The sequence below is a fragment of the Candidatus Leptofilum sp. genome, from assembly GCF_965223525.1.
Classification (GTDB): domain Bacteria; phylum Chloroflexota; class Anaerolineae; order Promineifilales; family Promineifilaceae; genus Leptofilum.
Genome location: NZ_CBDCWX010000005.1, coordinates 1268807 through 1285445 on the forward strand (window position 1 = coordinate 1268807; position 16639 = coordinate 1285445).

Here is a 16639-nt window from a genome sequence, read left to right on the forward strand (position 1 = left end):
AGGCTTGTGGCTTAATTTTGTGCAAAGATATAATAACGACTTTTGTAGAAACATTATTCTTGGTCTATGTCGCGGAGGAGTCGAACGATGCGGTTGGCGTCGGGCCAATTTTCGTCGGAGGGGTCAGCTTGGGTGAGGTAGGCTTCTATATCGGTGAGGGCTTGAGGGTAACGGCCGTTTTCCATCCACATCATCCCCCGGTTAAACAAAGCCAGGTGGTAGGTGGGGTCTTCATCCAGCAGGGCGTCAAAATCGGCAATGGCTTCCTCAATGCGACCTAGCTCTCGCCCCAGCAAAATGCCCCGGTGCAGCCTTGCCGCCCGGAAGGTTGGGTCAACATTGTAGGCACGGCTAAAATAATGAACCGCCCGCTCAAACTCCCGCGCCATGCTGTTTTGAATGCCAAAATAGCGGTGCAGTCCACCCCAGGTATACAAAAGCCATGCCCACACAAATCGCATTAATTTCCTGCCTAAAAACAATCCGCAGATTTCGCAGATTAGCGTAGATTAAAGGAAAAATCTGCGAAATCTGCGTTAATCTGCGGAGAAATTCTTTACCCAGCTCGCGTGTCGCGCAGCAGCCGCACCAGATAATCGGTGCCTTCCGGCTGCGACTCTTCGATGGCCAACTGCCAGCCCTTGGCCATTTCATCAAAGGGCATCGGCGCGTAATGCTCTGCCTCGAACAGTTCGCGGATGATGGCAGGTGCATCTTGAGGCAAAAAGGCCACAATGATTTGCCCCATGTGGGAGGCGGCCGAGATTTCAATATCTTCTAAAACGGCCTTGCCCGTTTGGGAGAGCATCTCCAGCGGATGAATGTAAATTTCGTCAATGCGCGCTACCTGACTATCAATGTTATAGCCAAAGACCGCGCTGATTTCGGTGCCAACTTGCCCGATGAAGTAACCTCTTTCGCTCAAGGCCATTAGCAGTTCGGCACGCTTCATCTTCACCTTGCCATCGGTTGCTTTTTGGATGAGCAGTAAGATGGAAGGGATGTCAGACGGCCGTGCGCGGCGGACCTGCAAATCGTCTGGGCGGTCGCTGGGTTCCAGGCGGGGCGGTGGGGCATCGCTGCTTACTTTTTTGGGTGCGGCTGCTTTGGGTGAATTTAGACGGCCTGCAAGCGGCAGTGAGTTACTTTGTGCTGATTCATCCGGCTGCGGCAGGCGCGCCATTGGTTGGGCCGTGGCTGGGTCTGGCAAACGCGCCCAGGCAATGTTGAACTGGGCTTCGGTATCCTTCATGAGCCCGTTGGTGTCTATGAGCACGTCTGATTGAGCCACTTTTTCTTCTTGCGGAGCCTGGCCTTTGATGCGAACGGCCGCTACTTCCGTCTCCATACCCCGGCAAACGCGCAGCCGCTCAAGCTGCCGCTGGGGGCTACACCGCGTGACCCAAATTTGGTGGCAAATATCGCGCAGATTGCCTTCAAGTAATTTAATTGCCTCGATGAAGATGATCTTTTGCTCGCTGGCCAAAATGCGGGCATCTACCACTTTGCCCACGGCGGGATGAATCATCGCTTCTAAATCTTGCATGGCGGTGGGGTCGGCAAAGGCAATCTCGCCGAGCTTTTGGCGGTTGATACGGCCGTCCTCCCGCCGCACCTCTGAGCCAAACGCCACCGCAATAGCCGCTTGCATCGTGGCATCATTGTCCATCAATTCATGCACAATCTTGTCGGCATCAATGGTGAGTGCGCCGTGGTCACGCGCTAGGCGCATCACGGCCGATTTGCCCGTGGCGATATTGCCCGTCAGCCCCACGATCACTTTTCCGGCATAGGTGGTTGGTTCAGCGTTGTCACTCATGCAATGTCTCCCATTGTTCCATTAGATCGGCTAATTTAGCTTCGGCAGTAGCGTACGCCTCGCTGAGCGTTTGTATCTTAGCAAAAGATTCGCTGGTTGTCGCTTCTTGCAGCGCGTCGCCGATTTTGGCAATCTCCGCTTCAGCAGCTTCGATGGCCTGTTCGACCTCAACCAACGCTTCGGCCTGCTTACGCAATTCGTTTTTACTAAGCTGGCTGCCGTTGTTGCGGCTGCGAGCTGCTTTTTCCGCTGCGCGCATCCGGGCAGCCGCTGCTTTGGCTGCTTCTGCCTCTTGCTCACGGATGTCCAGATAGTTTTGGTAGCCACCAGCGTAGACGCGCAGACGGCCGTCTGCCAGTGCCCAAATCTGCGTCGCCAGCGCATTCACCAAATAGCGGTCATGGGATACCATCAAAATGGTGCCATTGAACTGCTCCAATGCCTCTTGCAACGCTTCCTGCGAGGGGATATCCAGATGATTGGTCGGCTCGTCGAGCAGTAAAAAGTTAGCCCCTTGTAGTGCCAAAATTGCCAGCGCCAACCGCCCCCGCTCGCCGCCGCTGAGCATACTTACCTTTTTGTACACATCATCCTCGCGGAACAAAAAGCGCGCCAAATAGTTCCGCGCCTCGCTGATGGGCAGATTGCGGAAGTTGAGCAGCTCGTCCAGCACCGTGTTTTCCAAATTTAGCCCATCATGCGCCTGAGCAAAGTAGCCAATCTGCAAACTCGCGCCCAAAATCACCTCGCCGTGCAGCGGTTCCAGCGGCTCCAGCGCGGTTTTGAGAAAGGTGGTTTTGCCCGCGCCGTTGGGGCCAATAAGCGCGGCACATTCCAGCCGCCGCAGCTCAATGTCTTCAGACGTAAACAGCTTTGTGCTAGGGTAGCCGATGGTTAGCTCTTTGGTGCGTAGGACGAGTTCGCCGCTGCGCTGTTCGCTGTCCAAGTTAAGCCGAAGGGTAGACGGCCGTATCGGTGGCCTCAGTTCTCCAATTTGCTGTTGCAGTTCGCCGACGGTGGTAGCCACACGGCCGTACCGGATAATGCCGTAATGGGCGTCCGTTTGCAACCAGCCCTTGCTGTTGAGCATGGCTAATGCTGGGAGACCGCCGATGAGAACGGCCGTTACCTCTCGTGCCAGCCGACTCAGTTTGCCCTGTGCCATCTGCGTGCGCTGCCCGGCAATGTTCCTCCGAATAAAATCCATCTCTTTGGCGATATGCTGCCGAAAATCCTCATACGCCTGAATTTGTTTTTGCCATCGCTCCTGCCGCTGCTGCACATAAGCTGAATAGTTGCCGCGATAACGCTGTAGGCCATGGCTGCTCATCTCCCAGATGTTACTCACCACGCGGTCCAAAAAGTAGCGGTCGTGGCTCACCACCAAAATCGCACCGTCCCACGTCTTCAGCATTCCCTCCAGCCACTCAATTGCTGCCACGTCCAAATGGTTTGTCGGCTCATCCATGATGAGCAAATCTGGCTTTTCCAGCAGCAGACGGCCCAGCAGAACGCGCGTTTTTTGCCCGCCGCTCAGGTGCGGCAGCGGCATCCTCCAATCACCCTCGGCGAAGCCCAGCCCCGTCAGCACCTGCCGGATGCGAATCTGGTAGTCGTAGCCACCTGCATGTTCAAAACGCTCTTGCAGTTGGCTGTAGCTACTCAGCAACGTTTCGGAGTGATCGCCGTTGGCCATTTTCTGCTCCATTTGGCGCAGCGTAGCTTCATCTTCTCGTAAGGCATCAAAAACGGTGAGCATCTCTTCAAAGACGCTGTTTTCCTGTCCAGCAAACGCTTGGGCGGCTTCTTGTGGCAGATAGCCTAGCCGTGTGCCTTTGGCAATTTGCACGCTACCTGCGCTAGGCTGGCTCAATCCAGCCAAAATCAGCAGCAGCGTCGTTTTGCCCACGCCGTTGGGACCAACTAGCCCCACTTTACCGCCGTCGGGAATGCTGCCACTCACGCCAGTGAAAACGTCAAACTCACCAAACGCTTGGCCAATGTTATGTGCCGTCAAAAGTGCCATAACGTGCGATTATACCGAACGTGAGCTTTCCGTGCTTAAAAACTAACAGGCAGAAAAATTGCCGGCTCCCGATTAAATAACTAACAATATTAGAATAAATGTCCTATAAAAATCCACAATGTAGTATAATAAGGATGAAACGGTGGAAATTTCTCAGGAAGGTTTAACATGATCCTCTATGTGGAAGGTAATCTTTTTAATTCTCCTGCTCAAGTTTTAGTAAATACTGTGAATACAGTGGGGGTGATGGGCAAAGGAGTTGCTTTGGAGTTCAAGCGGCTATTCCCTGATATGTACAAGCAGTATCGAAGGTTGTGTGAGCAGGGTAGTTTTGAGATTGGTATGTTGTGGCTTTATAAGAGCCCGAATAAATGGGTTTTAAATTTTCCTACAAAAAAACACTGGCGTAATCCTTCCAAGTTAGAATACATTGAAGCAGGCTTACAGAAATTTGCCGACACGTATGCGGAAATGGGGATTCATAGTATTGCATTTCCGCCGCTTGGTTGTGGAAATGGGCAATTGGACTTTAAAAGCCAAGTTCAACCTCTTATGTATGATTATCTCCGAAATCTACCTATTGATGTCTTTATCTATCCAGAAAAAGACAGCCCCTTTGTGGAGCATCTTAGTCCTACTGAGATGAAAAAGTGGTTGCGAACTGAGCCTACCAGCCTTCCGTTTCTTGAGGTTTGGGATGACCTTACTCATCTGCTAAAAACAAAATCAAATTTCACAACCGTAGCTCAAAATAACAAGTTTTCGGCTCAAATTTGTTATGATCCTGAAGGGCTAGAGATATATGCTTCTGGACAACGTTATTTAGTCAAATATGAAGACTTGGTGGCATTTTGGCAGCAATTACGCAATCATGGATTTTCTACCCGGAGGATTGCACCAGGTATCAATAAGCAAATTTCTTATCTCATACCTATCTTTTCAGAACTTGATTATGTAAAGCCTGTTCATGTCACAGAAAATTACGAACAGCTAGCTAGATCTACCGTATCAATAGGTCTACAGGTCATGCCTTCTGCTTTCAGCCGTTCACATGAAATTAAACAATTGCCACTCCTTTCGTTCGACAATATTTAAAAGCTAGCCTCGTGAAAAAAGACGCCAATCAAATAAAAAGCTTTCTGAAAAATCTCTCAGAGCAAGAATGGATATATAGAAGTGAACGAAGATGGTGGCCCAGTTTTGTCTTTCATTACACAGATATACTTAACGCGGCAAAAATATTAAATAGTGGTGCAATTTTTAGCAGGCAAGAAGCGGAAAAAAGAGGCGTGCTTTCTGTTAGTAGTGGAAGCTCAGCTGTTCTTGCTGGAACTAATCCTCATGTACAATCTTGCGTCCGCTTTTATTTCCGCCCTCAAACTCCCACTCAATTTCATGTTGAGGGTATTCGATCTGACAGGGTTTTGTCGAAATCACGCTATCCAGATGCTCATTGCCCGGTTCCAGTCTTTTTCCTTATTTGATTCCGAATATATTTTAACTCTTGATGGATGTCAGTTTTCGGATGGTGGGCTTGGTTCTCCCAGAGCAAGATATTTATCGAATGCAAGCGACTTGAAAAATTTACCATGGAAGAAAATATATCATACGGGTCGTTTTGATCCTTCAAAGGAGGATATAACCTTTCGACGTAGTGCAGAAGTTTTGGTTCCTAACAGTTTAGAGCTTAATGCTTTAAGATATATCTATTGTCGGTCTCAGGCTGAAAAGGAAACTTTGTTGCAGCTACTTGAACCAAACAATAGAAGAAAATATCGTAATAAAGTTGCAGCTACCAGCAGAAGTACGCTTTTCTTTCGGAAACATACCTTCATTCAAACTGGTCGCTTATCAGCCCAATCTGCTACGTTTGATTTTTCGCCAGAAACCAGTTCGCCTGGACCATTTAATCTTAAAATTGAGGTTCAGACCGAAACTCAGAATGGAGCGTATGAAATAAATAATTTCATGGTAAAGCCAAATCAAAATTTCTCTATATCCTTTCGTCGCAAAATACCCAAATACACGATTCGTGTAAAGCTTGATAATTATTTGGCTTTTGCAAATTCGTTCGAAGAGGTGGATATTCCATTTTAGGCAACAGCAAAAATAGAAGGCAGTTTGTACTGCATTCCACAAACAATTACATGAATCAAAAAAGGGGCCGCGGCCCCTTTTTTGTTAGTTGAGGTATTGCCGGAGGTGTCCGGCGAAGTTGGGATGGCGCAGCTTGCGTAGCGCTTCCTTCTCAAGCTGCCGGATGCGCTCGCGGGAAAGGCCAAACATTTCGCCGACCTCTTTGAGGGTGCGAGATTCGCCATCTTGCAGGCCGTAGCGCAGGCGCAAAATGCGGGCTTCACGCGGGGTAAGCTGATCCAGAATCTCGCCTAGCTCTTCGGTGAGCATCTTTTGGGCGACGGTTTCGGCTGGCGGCGGTGCGTCTACATCTTCAATGAAGTCACCCAGTTCAGCGTCAGATTCGTCGCCAACGGGGCGTTCCAGGTGGACTGGCTGGCGGCTGGTTCGCAACATCCAGCGAACGCGCTCGGCGGGTAGCTCCATATGTTCGGCAATTTCTTCGGCAGTGGGCTGACGGCCGTATTCCTGTTCTAACTCCTGGGCAACCTGATACAGCTTGCTGATGCGGCCACCCAAGTGCGCCGGGATACGAATGGTACGGCCGTGGTTGGCCAAGGCACGGGTGACGGCCTGACGAATCCACCAGGTGGCATAAGTGCTAAAGCGATTCCCACGACGATAATCGTACTTTTCTACGGCTTTCATCAAGCCAACATTGCCTTCCTGAATCAAATCCAGAAACTGCAAGCCGCGTCCACGATACTTCTTGGCGATGCTTACAACCAGGCGAGTATTGGCGCGAATGAGATGAGCGCGAGCCATGTCGGCAATTTCTGTCAGATTTGCCAGCGCATCCTGCTCATCAAGGCTCAAAATTTCATCGTTGATGCGTACTTCTGCTTCTTTACCCGCTTCAATTTCCATGGCCAGGGTAACTTCTTCATCCGCAGAAAGCAGCCCTTGCTGCCCCATCTCACGGAAATATAAGCCCACGGAATCATCAATCGGTACATTGCTTAAATCAAACAGCGGTGCAGCATGAGGGGAGACTTCCGTAGTCTCTCCTTCTGACAAGGCTTTACCGTTGGCTAAAGCCTCGCTTAGCTCCTTAGACTCGGCATCCGTCATTTGAGCTTCAACTTCATCCTCGTTTTCATAAATAGGAATACCAGCTGCCTGAGCCTCTTCCAGGATTGTCTCTAGTATTGGCAAATTGTCTTCGACGTCAGGCAGGGCTTCCATGATTTGATCGTAGGTGATATAGCCTTGTTCGGACCCTTCATTTAGCAATACGCTAACAAAGTCCATTTCGTCGAATGGCGTGGTTAATTTGGTCATCTATTTTCCCTTTCTCCGAGATTGTATATTTAGGGGGTGCTGACTCTCACCCATGTAGCCAACTCGTCACAAATTTTCCCAAACGGCAATTTATAATCTCTTAAAAATGTGTTGTATAAGCATTGAGCTAGCTAGCCTCTTCCTTACCTAGAGGGGCAGTCTAGCATATTCAAATGGCAAAAGTCAAGGGGTGGAATGAACTGAAACCTGGGTCTTGAAAGTGACAATATCAAAAGCAACAATAGCTCTTTGGTACCATGTTGTTTGGCCTATTTTTTCATCTATATCAGCAGTTCATCCACGCCCGGAAGTGGTGTTTCTAGCACGGCCGTTGCCTTTGTTAAATCCAGTTCACAATTTAATGGCCAACGGCCGTCTGATGGAGCAATGGTAAGCGTGTCGCGGGGCTGAACTTGCCAATAATCCAGCATTTTTAGGCCAAACTGGGCGCGAGTAAGGGCTTGCCTGCCAGCCACGTTGAGAATGCCGCTGACCTGATTGTGTGCCAGTTTCAAAATCGCCAAACACAGGCTTTCAACCCACACTGGATTGCGAATCTGATTGCTAAACAGGGTCACAGGTTCCCCGTTGGTCAGGGCCGCTGCCATCCAGCGCGTGCCGTGGTCCATTTGCTCCAAACCGTAGATGAGTGAGGTACGTACGATGACGCTGTTGGGGTGCTGCTGCACAATGGCTTCGGCGTCGGATTTGGCACGGCCGTATGGCGTAATCGGATCAGGCGGCGCAGTTTCATTGTAGGGGGCGGCATCGCCACGGAAGATGGCGTCGGTTGATAGGTGTACCAGCCGCGCGCCAACTTCACGGGCGGCCCACATCACATTCCCGGTGCCCTCGCGGATGGCCATGGCCATCGCTGCTGTAGAGCCGACGAGGTAGATGATGATGTCCGGTTGGAGGGAGTGGATGAGTTTGCGAACGGCCGTTTCATCCCGAACATCCAATTGATAACGTTCGCCAGGAATCGCAGGGTTGTTTTGATAGTAGGAATAATGAACTGTGTGTCCGATCTGAACTGCCAACGGCACAAGATGCTGACCCAGGTAACTGCTTCCCCCTGTGATTAAAATGCGGCTCATTCGTTTTCTAAATCTAAAGCTTCGGTTTTGGCAATTGCTTCTTTGGCTGCGGCTTGGGCAGCGCGTTGTTTACTGCGACCAATACCTTCTCCCCACACGTCCTCATTTAATAATACCTGAACCGTAAATTCTTTAGCATGATCGGGGCCGCTTGCGCCCGAAACTTCGTAGCGGGGGGTGATGTTGAATTTGGCCTGAGCCCACACCTGGAACTCGCTTTTGGCATCTTTGTGCAGCGATTCTGCCATAATTTCTGTGAGGGCTGGACTAATGAGTCTCTCAACCAAAGGTTTAACCGCAGGCAAGCCTTGATCTAAATAAACTGCCCCGATGACCGCCTCGAATGAGGCGCAGAGCAAAGGTGTGCGCTCTCGACCCCCGTTTTCGGTCTCACCATAACCAAGCAAAAGAAAACGGCCGATTTCCAACTGACGCGCAAAGCTTGCCAACGTTTTTGCTCGCACCAGTGCCGCCCGCAAGCTGGTCAGCTCACCCTCATCCATCTCTGGGAAACGGTGGTAAAGGTAGGCTCCAACGATAAAGTCCAGCACCGCGTCCCCTAAAAATTCCAGACGCTCGTTGTCCTCCAGCACCTCTCCAGGATTTTCGTTCAGGTAGGAGCGGTGGGTAAGCGCGCGCATCAGCAGCGAGTAATCTTTGAACTGGATGTTGAGATTGTTTTCTAATTCACCAAAACGATTCATACAAGTTAGCAATCAAAGATTTCGCAGATTCAAAAGATTGGAAAATCTGGGAATCTGCGAAATCTTTGATTTTTTCTCTTATTATGCCACACAATTTGGGGCTATTGGAATTTTTTAATGACCAAGACCGCGTTATGGCCCCCAAAACCAAAAGCATGGTTGAGGCAAACGTCCACTTTAGCGGAGCGAGCGGTGTTGGGAATGTAATCCAGGTCGCAGTCGGGGTCTGGGGTTTCGTAATTGATGGTGGGCGGCATGATTTGATCATGGATGGCCAGGGTGCAAAAGACGGTTTCGATGGCGCCTGTAGCCCCCATGATGTGCCCGGTCATGGATTTGGTGGAGCTGATGCCAACGTTATAGGCGTGTTCACCGAGGGCGGATTTGATTGCAGCCGTTTCCGACGCATCATTCAAAGGGGTCGCCGTACCGTGTGCGCTGATGTAATCTACATCCTCCGGTTGCAGCCTCGCATCTTCCAATGCTTTGCGGATGGCACGGGCGGCTCCTGCGCCACCCTCAGCCGGAGCAGTGATGTGGTGTGCGTCGGTGGTTTGGCCGTAGCCAACTAGTTCGGCGTAAATGGTAGCCCCCCGCGCTTGGGCATGTTCCAGGCTCTCGATTATCAACATGCCAGACCCTTCGCCCACAACGAGCCCATCCCGATTTTTATCGAAAGGCTGAGGCGTGTTGTTGGTCTTGCTGGACGTCGCGCCAGCGCGCTCAAAACCAGCTACCGCTACAGAAGCCAGAATGGATTCGCTGCCGCCCGTGAGCATCACGTCCATTTCGCCGCGCTGCACGGTGCGGAAAGCGTGGCCAATGGCATCGCTGCCAGCGGCGCAGGCTGTGGTGATGGTGGTGGAGGGACCGTGAATACCGTAATCAATGGCAATCATGCCGGCCGCGCCGTTGGGCATAATCATGGTGATGGCAAAGGGACTGACGCGCTTGAGCCCTTTTTCTAGCACGGTATGCTCTTGCTCTACTAGCGTTTGAATGCCGCCCACGCCAGTTCCCATCGTAATGCCAATGCGTTCCCGGTTCTCGTCTGTGATTTCGAGGCCAGAGTGACTGATTGCTTCGCGCGCAGCGACGGTGGCTAGCTGCTGGAAGCGGTCGCGGCGGCGGGCATCGCGTCGCCCCAAATGTTCATTCGCATCGAAATCTTTGATTTCACAAATGGTGCCCATCTCGTGTTCGCCTTTGTTGAGCACCACAAAATCACCTGTACCAGACTTGCCCGCTTTGATAGCGGCCCAAGTGTCAGGTACGTTATGGCCTAGAGGGGTAACTAAGCCCATGCCGGTAATGACGACACGATGGTTTTTTAATCCGTTTTGCATTCTTCTTCTCCCAAGAGTTGATACCTTTCAGGGAAGTAATTGGGCAATTACTCAATTACCTCTTTCTTTTTTCATTATTGCCCACTGCCCGGATGCCCTTTTTCTTGCCAGCGGGCTTCGTATTTTGCCAGAGCCGCCGTGAGTGCTTGCTCGAGGTCTACGTTTACGGCCGTTGCCAACTGACACAAACTATAAAGCATATCGCCTAACTCGTCGGCTATGGCTGGGTTGTCAATCGGGTCGTGATGGCCGTAATCGGTTGCTTTGAGTAGCTCTTTGGCAACCTCGCCAAATTCACTGAGTAAATCTAATGCAGTAACACCGGGGGAGTGGGATAAGTTGTGTTTTTTAGCAAATTGGTGGACGCGTTCTTGCCAGTTTTCCATAATTAGAGATTGGAGATTAGAGAATAGTTTGATCTCCAGTCTCTAATTATCCGCTTCAGTGGGGCGATAATCGCCTTCTACCCAAACCGACTGGTCTTCGCCAACTTCTTTTTTCCAAATGGGGACGATCTCTTTGAGGCGGTCGATGCCGTAGCGGGCGGCGTCGAAGACGCCCTGGTCGCGATGGCCGCTAGCGCAGGCGACGAAGGTGGTGTTTTCGCCAATGTCCAAACGGCCGATTCGCTGCACAATGGCCACCCCCTTCACCAGCGGCCACTTCTCCCAAATTTCGCGGGCAATCTGCGCCATTTTTAGCTCGGCCATTTCGCTGTAGGCTTCATATTCTAGAAACTGCGTTTCTGGAGGCAGGCCGTCGCGCTGGGTATGGCCGCGCACAGAACCGGTGAAGCTGACAATTGCGCCAATTTCTGGGTTGGTAAGGTGGGCGTGGATAGAGGGAATATCTAGCTCATCGCTGGTGACGGCAAAGTAGGTGGGGTGAGGAAGGTTGTCCTGCCCGCTGCCGCCGCTGACGGGGGGGAACAGGGCGACTTCATCATTAGCAGATACGGCCGTATCCAACCCAGCAAACGATTTATTCACCGACACCACCGCAATAGGTAGGGAAGATTGCAAAGCCGGATGCGCTGCGCCGACTGCATCCAACAACGTTGCCACATTAGCTGGTTCTGCCACCGTGACGGTTATTTTATTGTTGCCCGCTTTATCTTTCAGCGTGGCGAATAGTTTGATTTGAATTTCCATTTTTTAGTTGAACGGAGATTTGAGTTTGATTTTAATCTCCAGTCTCCAATCTCCAATCTCCACTTTTACCACCAGATTTTTCCACGACGCGCACATCCCCAATGACCATGCCGCGATCGACGGCTTTGGCCATGTCATAAATGGTGAGGGCGGCAACGGAAACGGCCGTTAACGCTTCCATCTCCACCCCCGTTTTGCCCTTCAACCGGACAGATGCCTTGATGTCAACGCGGCTTGCGGCGGGGTTGGGCGTGCAGGTGACGGCTACGTGGCTGAGCATGAGCGGATGGCACATAGGGACGAGGTCGCTGGTGCGCTTGGCGGCCATGATGCCAGCTAGCTGCGCCACAGTTAGCACATCTCCCTTTTTCATGTTGCCTTCTATAATAAGAGACAATGTTTCCGGCTCCATTTTCACAGAGCCACGCGCCACGGCGACGCGCTCAGTGTCGTCCTTGTCGCCCACGTCTACCATGCGGGCGCGACCAGCTTCATCCAGATGGGTTAACTTTGACATTAAAAGCAATTATAGTGAGCTATCAGGTGGGAAGCCAATTGGGGCAGAAGACGGCCGTTCAGCTCCAAATTTATTTTTAGTTTTCGCCAATATAGTCAAACCAAAAAATCTGATCGGGAGAGCGAAGATAAGCTAACAAATGACCATCACAAGTCGTAATAAAGTTACCAGAAGCAGGACTTTTCGAGCTAAATTCCAAACTTCCAACATCTAACCCATCGTCCAACTGAAAAGCAATCAACTGACCATCAAAGTTGAGAACGTATCCAATATCTCCGTAGGCAGCAATGTTGGAATTGATCTGTTTGTCAGAACACCAATTTATTTGGCCATCTTCAAGTTTGAGACTGCATACTTGTTGGCGCATTCGTACAATGAGTGCGTCATCGAAAACATAAGGGTTTAGGCCTATGTCATATTCAGTTGTCCATAAGTAAGTTTGGGGCTCACCAGCGACCGTTGCATACAAATGGTATCCATTTCCACTATAAATATCGATCCCGGTTTGTCGTAGATGGAGATTTTCCGTAGGAATCGACTCGCTTGATAATAGAGTTCCATCATCGGTGTCGTAATAGTTTATTTGATCAGTTGAATGGTAGCTGAGACGTCCGTTCTTTACGCTCAAAAAAGGAATTCCTTGGCGGAAATCTAAGGCTTTCCCTGATGCCCATTGTTGGGTGCCAGATTCAATCTTATAAGCGGCAATATTAGGAATTGTCTCCGCTTTGTACACAAAGACCTGAGCATGATTTAGCGCGACAGCAACTGGGCTTTGCTCAGATTTATGCCAGAGCACATTGCCTTCTTTATTAAATAGTATTGTGCCTTCGAGTTCCTTACCTTCCTAAGACATCGTTCCGGCAATGACGCCTTGCTTCCCGTTACAGGCCATCGGTGTCCCAGAAGCCGCTAAAGTCGCCTTAGCAGACCAAATAAGTTCTACGGGCAAGGAATTACTCGTAACATTCCATGGTGAGGTGGGATTAACTCTTGGATCTTCTTGCAAACAACCGACAAACATTGTGCAAAAAAGCAGACATGTGAAGACGGCAAGTTTGTTCATCAAGAAATCCTGTTTGGTCATGGCACAGCAACCGCTCGATAATAATTTTTACGGTTAGCTTCCTGCAACGACCATATTCTACCAAAATCTCTATTGCAACCACATAGTCGATTTGCCGCTATGTTTGCTGAGGCGTAAACGCCCCCCGCTACAAATGAAAGGCCCATAGGGTCTGATTCTCAAACTCAAGCAAGCAGCCCGCAAGGGATTCCACAACTAGCCGGATGGCTTTAGCCTCCGGCGATATGGCAATAGGCGATTACCTCACCCAAAACCGCTACCTCCTTCGACAACACCCCAGAATGATGTAGGTTATCCAGCATGTTAAACTTGTTTGATGCCTACGAAACGGCTAACTGTTTTGAGAGAGAAAGGTATAGGGGGCAAAAACTGCAATTTGGCGAAGGGGATGCAAGACGACTGAATCTTGTTCGTCTGTGATAAATTTTTGGATAAAGGTAGAGAGGGGCGGCACGGCATTGGCGCAGGCATGCGCTGCCGTGTCACTCAATTGGACGTCTGACTTTATTATTTCCGCTTTGGCTTTGAGGCGATGCTCAATTCATAACTTTCATCGAGCCACTTTTCCCATAAGGGCTGCGGCATGGGGTTTTCGGCAGAAAAGCGTGCAGTGACCCAGCCGTTGGAGCCAACCTGGAAATCTTTCGGCGCAGTTTCTGCCAGTTCAGCCGCTTCCGGCAACGATTCTTGCAGCTTAAACATCGCTTTGAAGCGTCCACCCTGTTCTCCAACGTAGAGAAAGCCCCGTTTGTTTGCCTTAAATGAGCTTTGGGTGCAGGCCGTTCCTTCATCAACATGTGGGTATAGGCTGGCTTTCAGGCGCATGGCCTCAGTTGGGTCTTGATTATCTGTGCTCATTTTGCCTCCATCTTATTTACTCATGTTACGCAGCGTAGATTTCAAAAGTCTTTATTTTCTCTGGTGTTGAACGAATCGCCGAGAAGACTTTTGAAATCTTTTAATTTATTCTTCAGTTCGCGCAATCATCCATTGAATGTTGAATTTATCGGTGACCATGCCAAAGTTGTTGTCAAGAGGAAAGAGAACCTGACCGTCTTCGGATAGTTTTTCAAATGCCCTCTGCCGTTCATCCGCATCGGGCGATCCAATAAACAGGGCAAAGTTGCTCCCAACCGTGACTTCGTTGCCCGGCATATCATCAGATGCCTTGAAGTGAACGGAGCCTGCTTTAAACTCTGAATCAAAAATGCGCTCTTCCATCCCTGGCGGGACATCGAACGGAGCCTCAGCGACGGTACGCAAAGACGTGATCTTGCCGTCTAAACATGATTCGTAAAACTGCAAAGCTTCGTGGCAGTTGCCAGAAAACATCAGGTATGGGATTGCTAAATTCATTACTTTTCTCCTTTGAAAATAAAAAGCGGAACACGGAGTTACACAGAGAAAACCCAGAGAGCCACGGAGATAAGAGAGAAAAATCTGTTCAATCTGCTAAATCTGTTGATTTTCATGAGTGTGCCACCTTCGTGAAATCTCTTCAGCCATTGCCTGAGTACGTTGTTCAATGCGCCAACGGCCGTTCACGAGGATTGTCACCAGTCTCCAGCAAATAGGCCAGCCCTTCAAAGGCTGAAGCCCAACCGCTCATGACAAATTGGCTGTAGGCGTCGAGTAGATTGCGTTGGGTCAAACGGACAGTCGTTTTGCCACCTTCCTCAGTGAAAACGACCCGCACAAACATCTTCTCATCGTGGAATTGGTCAGTTAGTTCATAGGCTAGCAAGGTTGGCGGTTCATACTCTATAATGAGTCCGCGATGTGGGTATTCACCTGCCTCTGGTAAGGTCATCAGGTGGTGGTATTTCCCGCCAACTTCCGGCTCAACGTGCGACTTTACTTCCGTTGCGAAGCCGCAGCCCCACCAAAGTTCAACCTTGCTGGTTTTGATCCAGGCATCAAAAACGGCCGTTCGCGGCGCATCAAATTGGCGTGTCACAACCAAGGTTCCATTTTCATACGAAATATCGACACTCATTTAAGTTCCCCTGTTTGCTTGAGATACGCTTCAATGTCGTCGAACTGTTCCCGCCAGAATTGAGCATAGTAATCAATCCAGTCACGCGCCTGTTCGGCCGCCTCTGGCGCGGCTTGAATAATATATTCGCGCCCCCGTTTGGCGCGCCGAATTAGCCCCGCATTTTCCAGAATGCGAATATGCTTGGAAATAGCAGGTTGCGACATCTGGTAAGGTGCGGCCAGAGTGGTGATGTTGGTCTCCCCCTGAGAAAGCTGCATCAAGATGCCTCGTCGCGTCGCGTCTGAAAGTGCACCAAAGATCTGGTCAAGCTGCGGATTATTCATAACCATATGGTTATATATTAGCTGAGCATTGGAATACTGTCAAGCTAGAGAAGGGTAAGCACTCAGGAAAAATGTTATAGTCAGGGTCAGATTTTACACAGGATAGAGGGAAGTAAAGATGATGAAAGTCAAAAATCTGTTCAGCACGGGATTTTGGGGGTGCCTTCTGCTTTTGCTGGTTGCCTGTAACGATCCTGCTTCGTTGCCAACAGACCAGATGGGACCGATGTTGACACCGCCAACGAATACGGCCGTCGTCCAACCGAATAACGTTCCGACGTTGGTCATCTATGATTGCCTAAAGATGGATGAAGGGGAATTTTGGCTATTAGACGCGGAGAGTGAAGCGTGGAGCAAGTGGTATCCAGATACGGCTACGACTTCGAGAAGCACAGTCAGCGGGGCAAATGCAAACTTATTGCACTATACGCAAAAAGAGGATTGTCTCGACTTGTCTACGTCAACGGATGCGCTAGTTCTGTTTCTGGATGGGCAAACGGCCGTTCTCCCCCAGGCCGGTTATTCACAAGAGCCAAATCATGAACGGAACTTATCGCCGATTATTTCGCCAGACGGCCGTTGGCGCATCAGAGCTTCATCAGAACAAACCCGCATCTACAATTTGGCAACAAATGTCGAACATAACATTGTTGACAGAGGTGGCTGGATTGTGGATTGGTCGCCAAACGGAGACCGGTTTTTAATGAGCGATGACAACGGCTCCTACATCGCCAAGCTAAATGGAGAAACTGAATCACTGCCAGAATCGGCAGAAAAAGAAACCTTTCAGGTTGGGCAATGGCTAACTGAAGATGAGATGATATTGGTAAAAAACGAGAGCTTGTTTCGTCTCGATCTGAACAGCGGCAAACTAGAGACAATGGAAGGATTTGGGCGGATACTGTGGATTCGTTATTCGCCGGATCAGGCGTATATTGCTACAGTTGAAAAAGTGGATTGCGTTCGCAAAACGGACAACAGTTCCTGGATTATTGGAACTGAGCGATGCGCGGACGAGATTTTTCTCTACGATGGCGATGGTCAAAACCGACGTCGGATCAGTGCTGTTGATTTTTCCAGCCACATGCGCCCAATATGGCTTCCATCTGCCCCTTGATTTTGGTGCGTTCTACCACAAGACGGTGGTAGAGAT

At 50.0% G+C, this 16639-nt stretch carries 19 protein-coding genes; 4 read left to right on the forward strand and 15 right to left on the reverse strand.

Translation table 11 applies throughout. The features are described from left to right. Nucleotides 1-53 precede the first annotated feature (53 nt). From ACOQPM_RS10905 to abc-f, 3 genes are all read right to left on the reverse strand, one after another. Nucleotides 54-461 carry a tetratricopeptide repeat protein gene (locus tag ACOQPM_RS10905; RefSeq protein WP_420629287.1) on the reverse strand — a complete coding sequence of 136 codons (408 nt, stop codon included), beginning with the start codon at nucleotides 459-461 and terminating at the stop codon, nucleotides 54-56. Between the two features lie 95 nt (nucleotides 462-556). Further along, nucleotides 557-1819: a dephospho-CoA kinase gene (coaE, locus tag ACOQPM_RS10910; RefSeq protein WP_420629288.1), complete on the reverse strand. Its 1263-nt coding sequence runs from the start codon at nucleotides 1817-1819 to the stop codon at nucleotides 557-559. Further along, nucleotides 1812-3845 carry a ribosomal protection-like ABC-F family protein gene (gene abc-f / locus ACOQPM_RS10915; protein WP_420629289.1) on the reverse strand — a complete coding sequence of 678 codons (2034 nt, stop codon included), beginning with the start codon at nucleotides 3843-3845 and terminating at the stop codon, nucleotides 1812-1814. The genes coaE and abc-f overlap by 8 nt, the downstream gene beginning before the upstream one ends. A 168-nt stretch (nucleotides 3846-4013) precedes the next feature. Between abc-f and ACOQPM_RS10920 the strand changes: the two genes are divergently transcribed. From ACOQPM_RS10920 to ACOQPM_RS10930, 3 genes are read left to right on the forward strand one after another with little or no spacing between them, the layout of a single operon-like run. Next, nucleotides 4014-4940 (forward strand): macro domain-containing protein, encoded by a 927-nt coding sequence (locus ACOQPM_RS10920; RefSeq protein ID WP_420629290.1) that lies wholly within the window; start codon nucleotides 4014-4016, stop codon nucleotides 4938-4940. Between the two features lie 11 nt (nucleotides 4941-4951). Continuing rightward, nucleotides 4952-5329 (forward strand): DarT ssDNA thymidine ADP-ribosyltransferase family protein, encoded by a 378-nt coding sequence (locus ACOQPM_RS10925; protein ID WP_420629291.1) that lies wholly within the window; start codon nucleotides 4952-4954, stop codon nucleotides 5327-5329. Next, nucleotides 5292-5942, forward strand: coding sequence for a DarT ssDNA thymidine ADP-ribosyltransferase family protein (locus ACOQPM_RS10930; protein ID WP_420629292.1), 651 nt, complete (start codon nucleotides 5292-5294; stop codon nucleotides 5940-5942). The genes ACOQPM_RS10925 and ACOQPM_RS10930 overlap by 38 nt, the downstream gene beginning before the upstream one ends. A gap of 84 nt (nucleotides 5943-6026) precedes the next feature. Here ACOQPM_RS10930 and ACOQPM_RS10935 read toward each other — a convergent pair whose 3' ends face one another. From ACOQPM_RS10935 to ACOQPM_RS10990, 12 genes are all read right to left on the reverse strand, one after another. Beyond that, on the reverse strand, nucleotides 6027-7262 hold the full coding sequence (locus ACOQPM_RS10935) for a sigma-70 family RNA polymerase sigma factor (protein WP_420629293.1): 1236 nt from the start codon (nucleotides 7260-7262) through the stop codon (nucleotides 6027-6029). Nucleotides 7263-7543: 281 nt separating this feature from the next. Beyond that, nucleotides 7544-8359, reverse strand: a complete 816-nt coding sequence (locus tag ACOQPM_RS10940) for an SDR family oxidoreductase (RefSeq protein WP_420629294.1) — start codon at nucleotides 8357-8359, stop codon at nucleotides 7544-7546. Continuing rightward, nucleotides 8356-9063, reverse strand: a complete 708-nt coding sequence (rnc, locus tag ACOQPM_RS10945) for a ribonuclease III (protein WP_420629295.1) — start codon at nucleotides 9061-9063, stop codon at nucleotides 8356-8358. The genes ACOQPM_RS10940 and rnc overlap by 4 nt, the downstream gene beginning before the upstream one ends. Before the next feature lie 101 nt (nucleotides 9064-9164). Beyond that, nucleotides 9165-10409, reverse strand: coding sequence for a beta-ketoacyl-ACP synthase II (gene fabF, locus ACOQPM_RS10950; RefSeq protein WP_420629296.1), 1245 nt, complete (start codon nucleotides 10407-10409; stop codon nucleotides 9165-9167). Between the two features lie 74 nt (nucleotides 10410-10483). Then, a complete protein-coding gene (locus ACOQPM_RS10955) occupies nucleotides 10484-10795 on the reverse strand; it encodes a MazG nucleotide pyrophosphohydrolase domain-containing protein (protein WP_420629297.1) in 312 nt (103 codons plus the stop codon). Between the two features lie 42 nt (nucleotides 10796-10837). Beyond that, a complete protein-coding gene (locus ACOQPM_RS10960) occupies nucleotides 10838-11560 on the reverse strand; it encodes a molybdenum cofactor biosynthesis protein (protein WP_420629298.1) in 723 nt (240 codons plus the stop codon). A 31-nt stretch (nucleotides 11561-11591) separates the two neighbouring features. Beyond that, entirely contained in the window at nucleotides 11592-12077 is a 486-nt protein-coding gene (moaC, locus tag ACOQPM_RS10965; RefSeq protein ID WP_420629299.1) for a cyclic pyranopterin monophosphate synthase MoaC, read from the reverse strand. A gap of 76 nt (nucleotides 12078-12153) precedes the next feature. After that, complete coding sequence (locus tag ACOQPM_RS10970; RefSeq protein ID WP_420629300.1) at nucleotides 12154-12876, reverse strand: hypothetical protein; 723 nt, start codon at nucleotides 12874-12876, stop codon at nucleotides 12154-12156. Between the two features lie 795 nt (nucleotides 12877-13671). Continuing rightward, nucleotides 13672-14022, reverse strand: a complete 351-nt coding sequence (locus tag ACOQPM_RS10975) for a hypothetical protein (RefSeq protein ID WP_420629301.1) — start codon at nucleotides 14020-14022, stop codon at nucleotides 13672-13674. A 105-nt stretch (nucleotides 14023-14127) separates the two neighbouring features. Then, complete coding sequence (locus ACOQPM_RS10980; RefSeq protein ID WP_420629302.1) at nucleotides 14128-14520, reverse strand: VOC family protein; 393 nt, start codon at nucleotides 14518-14520, stop codon at nucleotides 14128-14130. Nucleotides 14521-14686: 166 nt separating this feature from the next. Continuing rightward, nucleotides 14687-15160, reverse strand: coding sequence for an SRPBCC family protein (locus ACOQPM_RS10985; protein WP_420629303.1), 474 nt, complete (start codon nucleotides 15158-15160; stop codon nucleotides 14687-14689). Continuing rightward, complete coding sequence (locus ACOQPM_RS10990; RefSeq protein WP_420629304.1) at nucleotides 15157-15486, reverse strand: ArsR/SmtB family transcription factor; 330 nt, start codon at nucleotides 15484-15486, stop codon at nucleotides 15157-15159. Before ACOQPM_RS10990 ends, ACOQPM_RS10985 begins: the two co-directional genes overlap by 4 nt. 118 nt (nucleotides 15487-15604) lie before the next feature. On the opposite strand from ACOQPM_RS10990, the gene ACOQPM_RS10995 reads away from it, so the two are divergent. Continuing rightward, nucleotides 15605-16603 carry a hypothetical protein gene (locus ACOQPM_RS10995; protein WP_420629305.1) on the forward strand — a complete coding sequence of 333 codons (999 nt, stop codon included), beginning with the start codon at nucleotides 15605-15607 and terminating at the stop codon, nucleotides 16601-16603. Nucleotides 16604-16639: the final 36 nt, after the last annotated feature.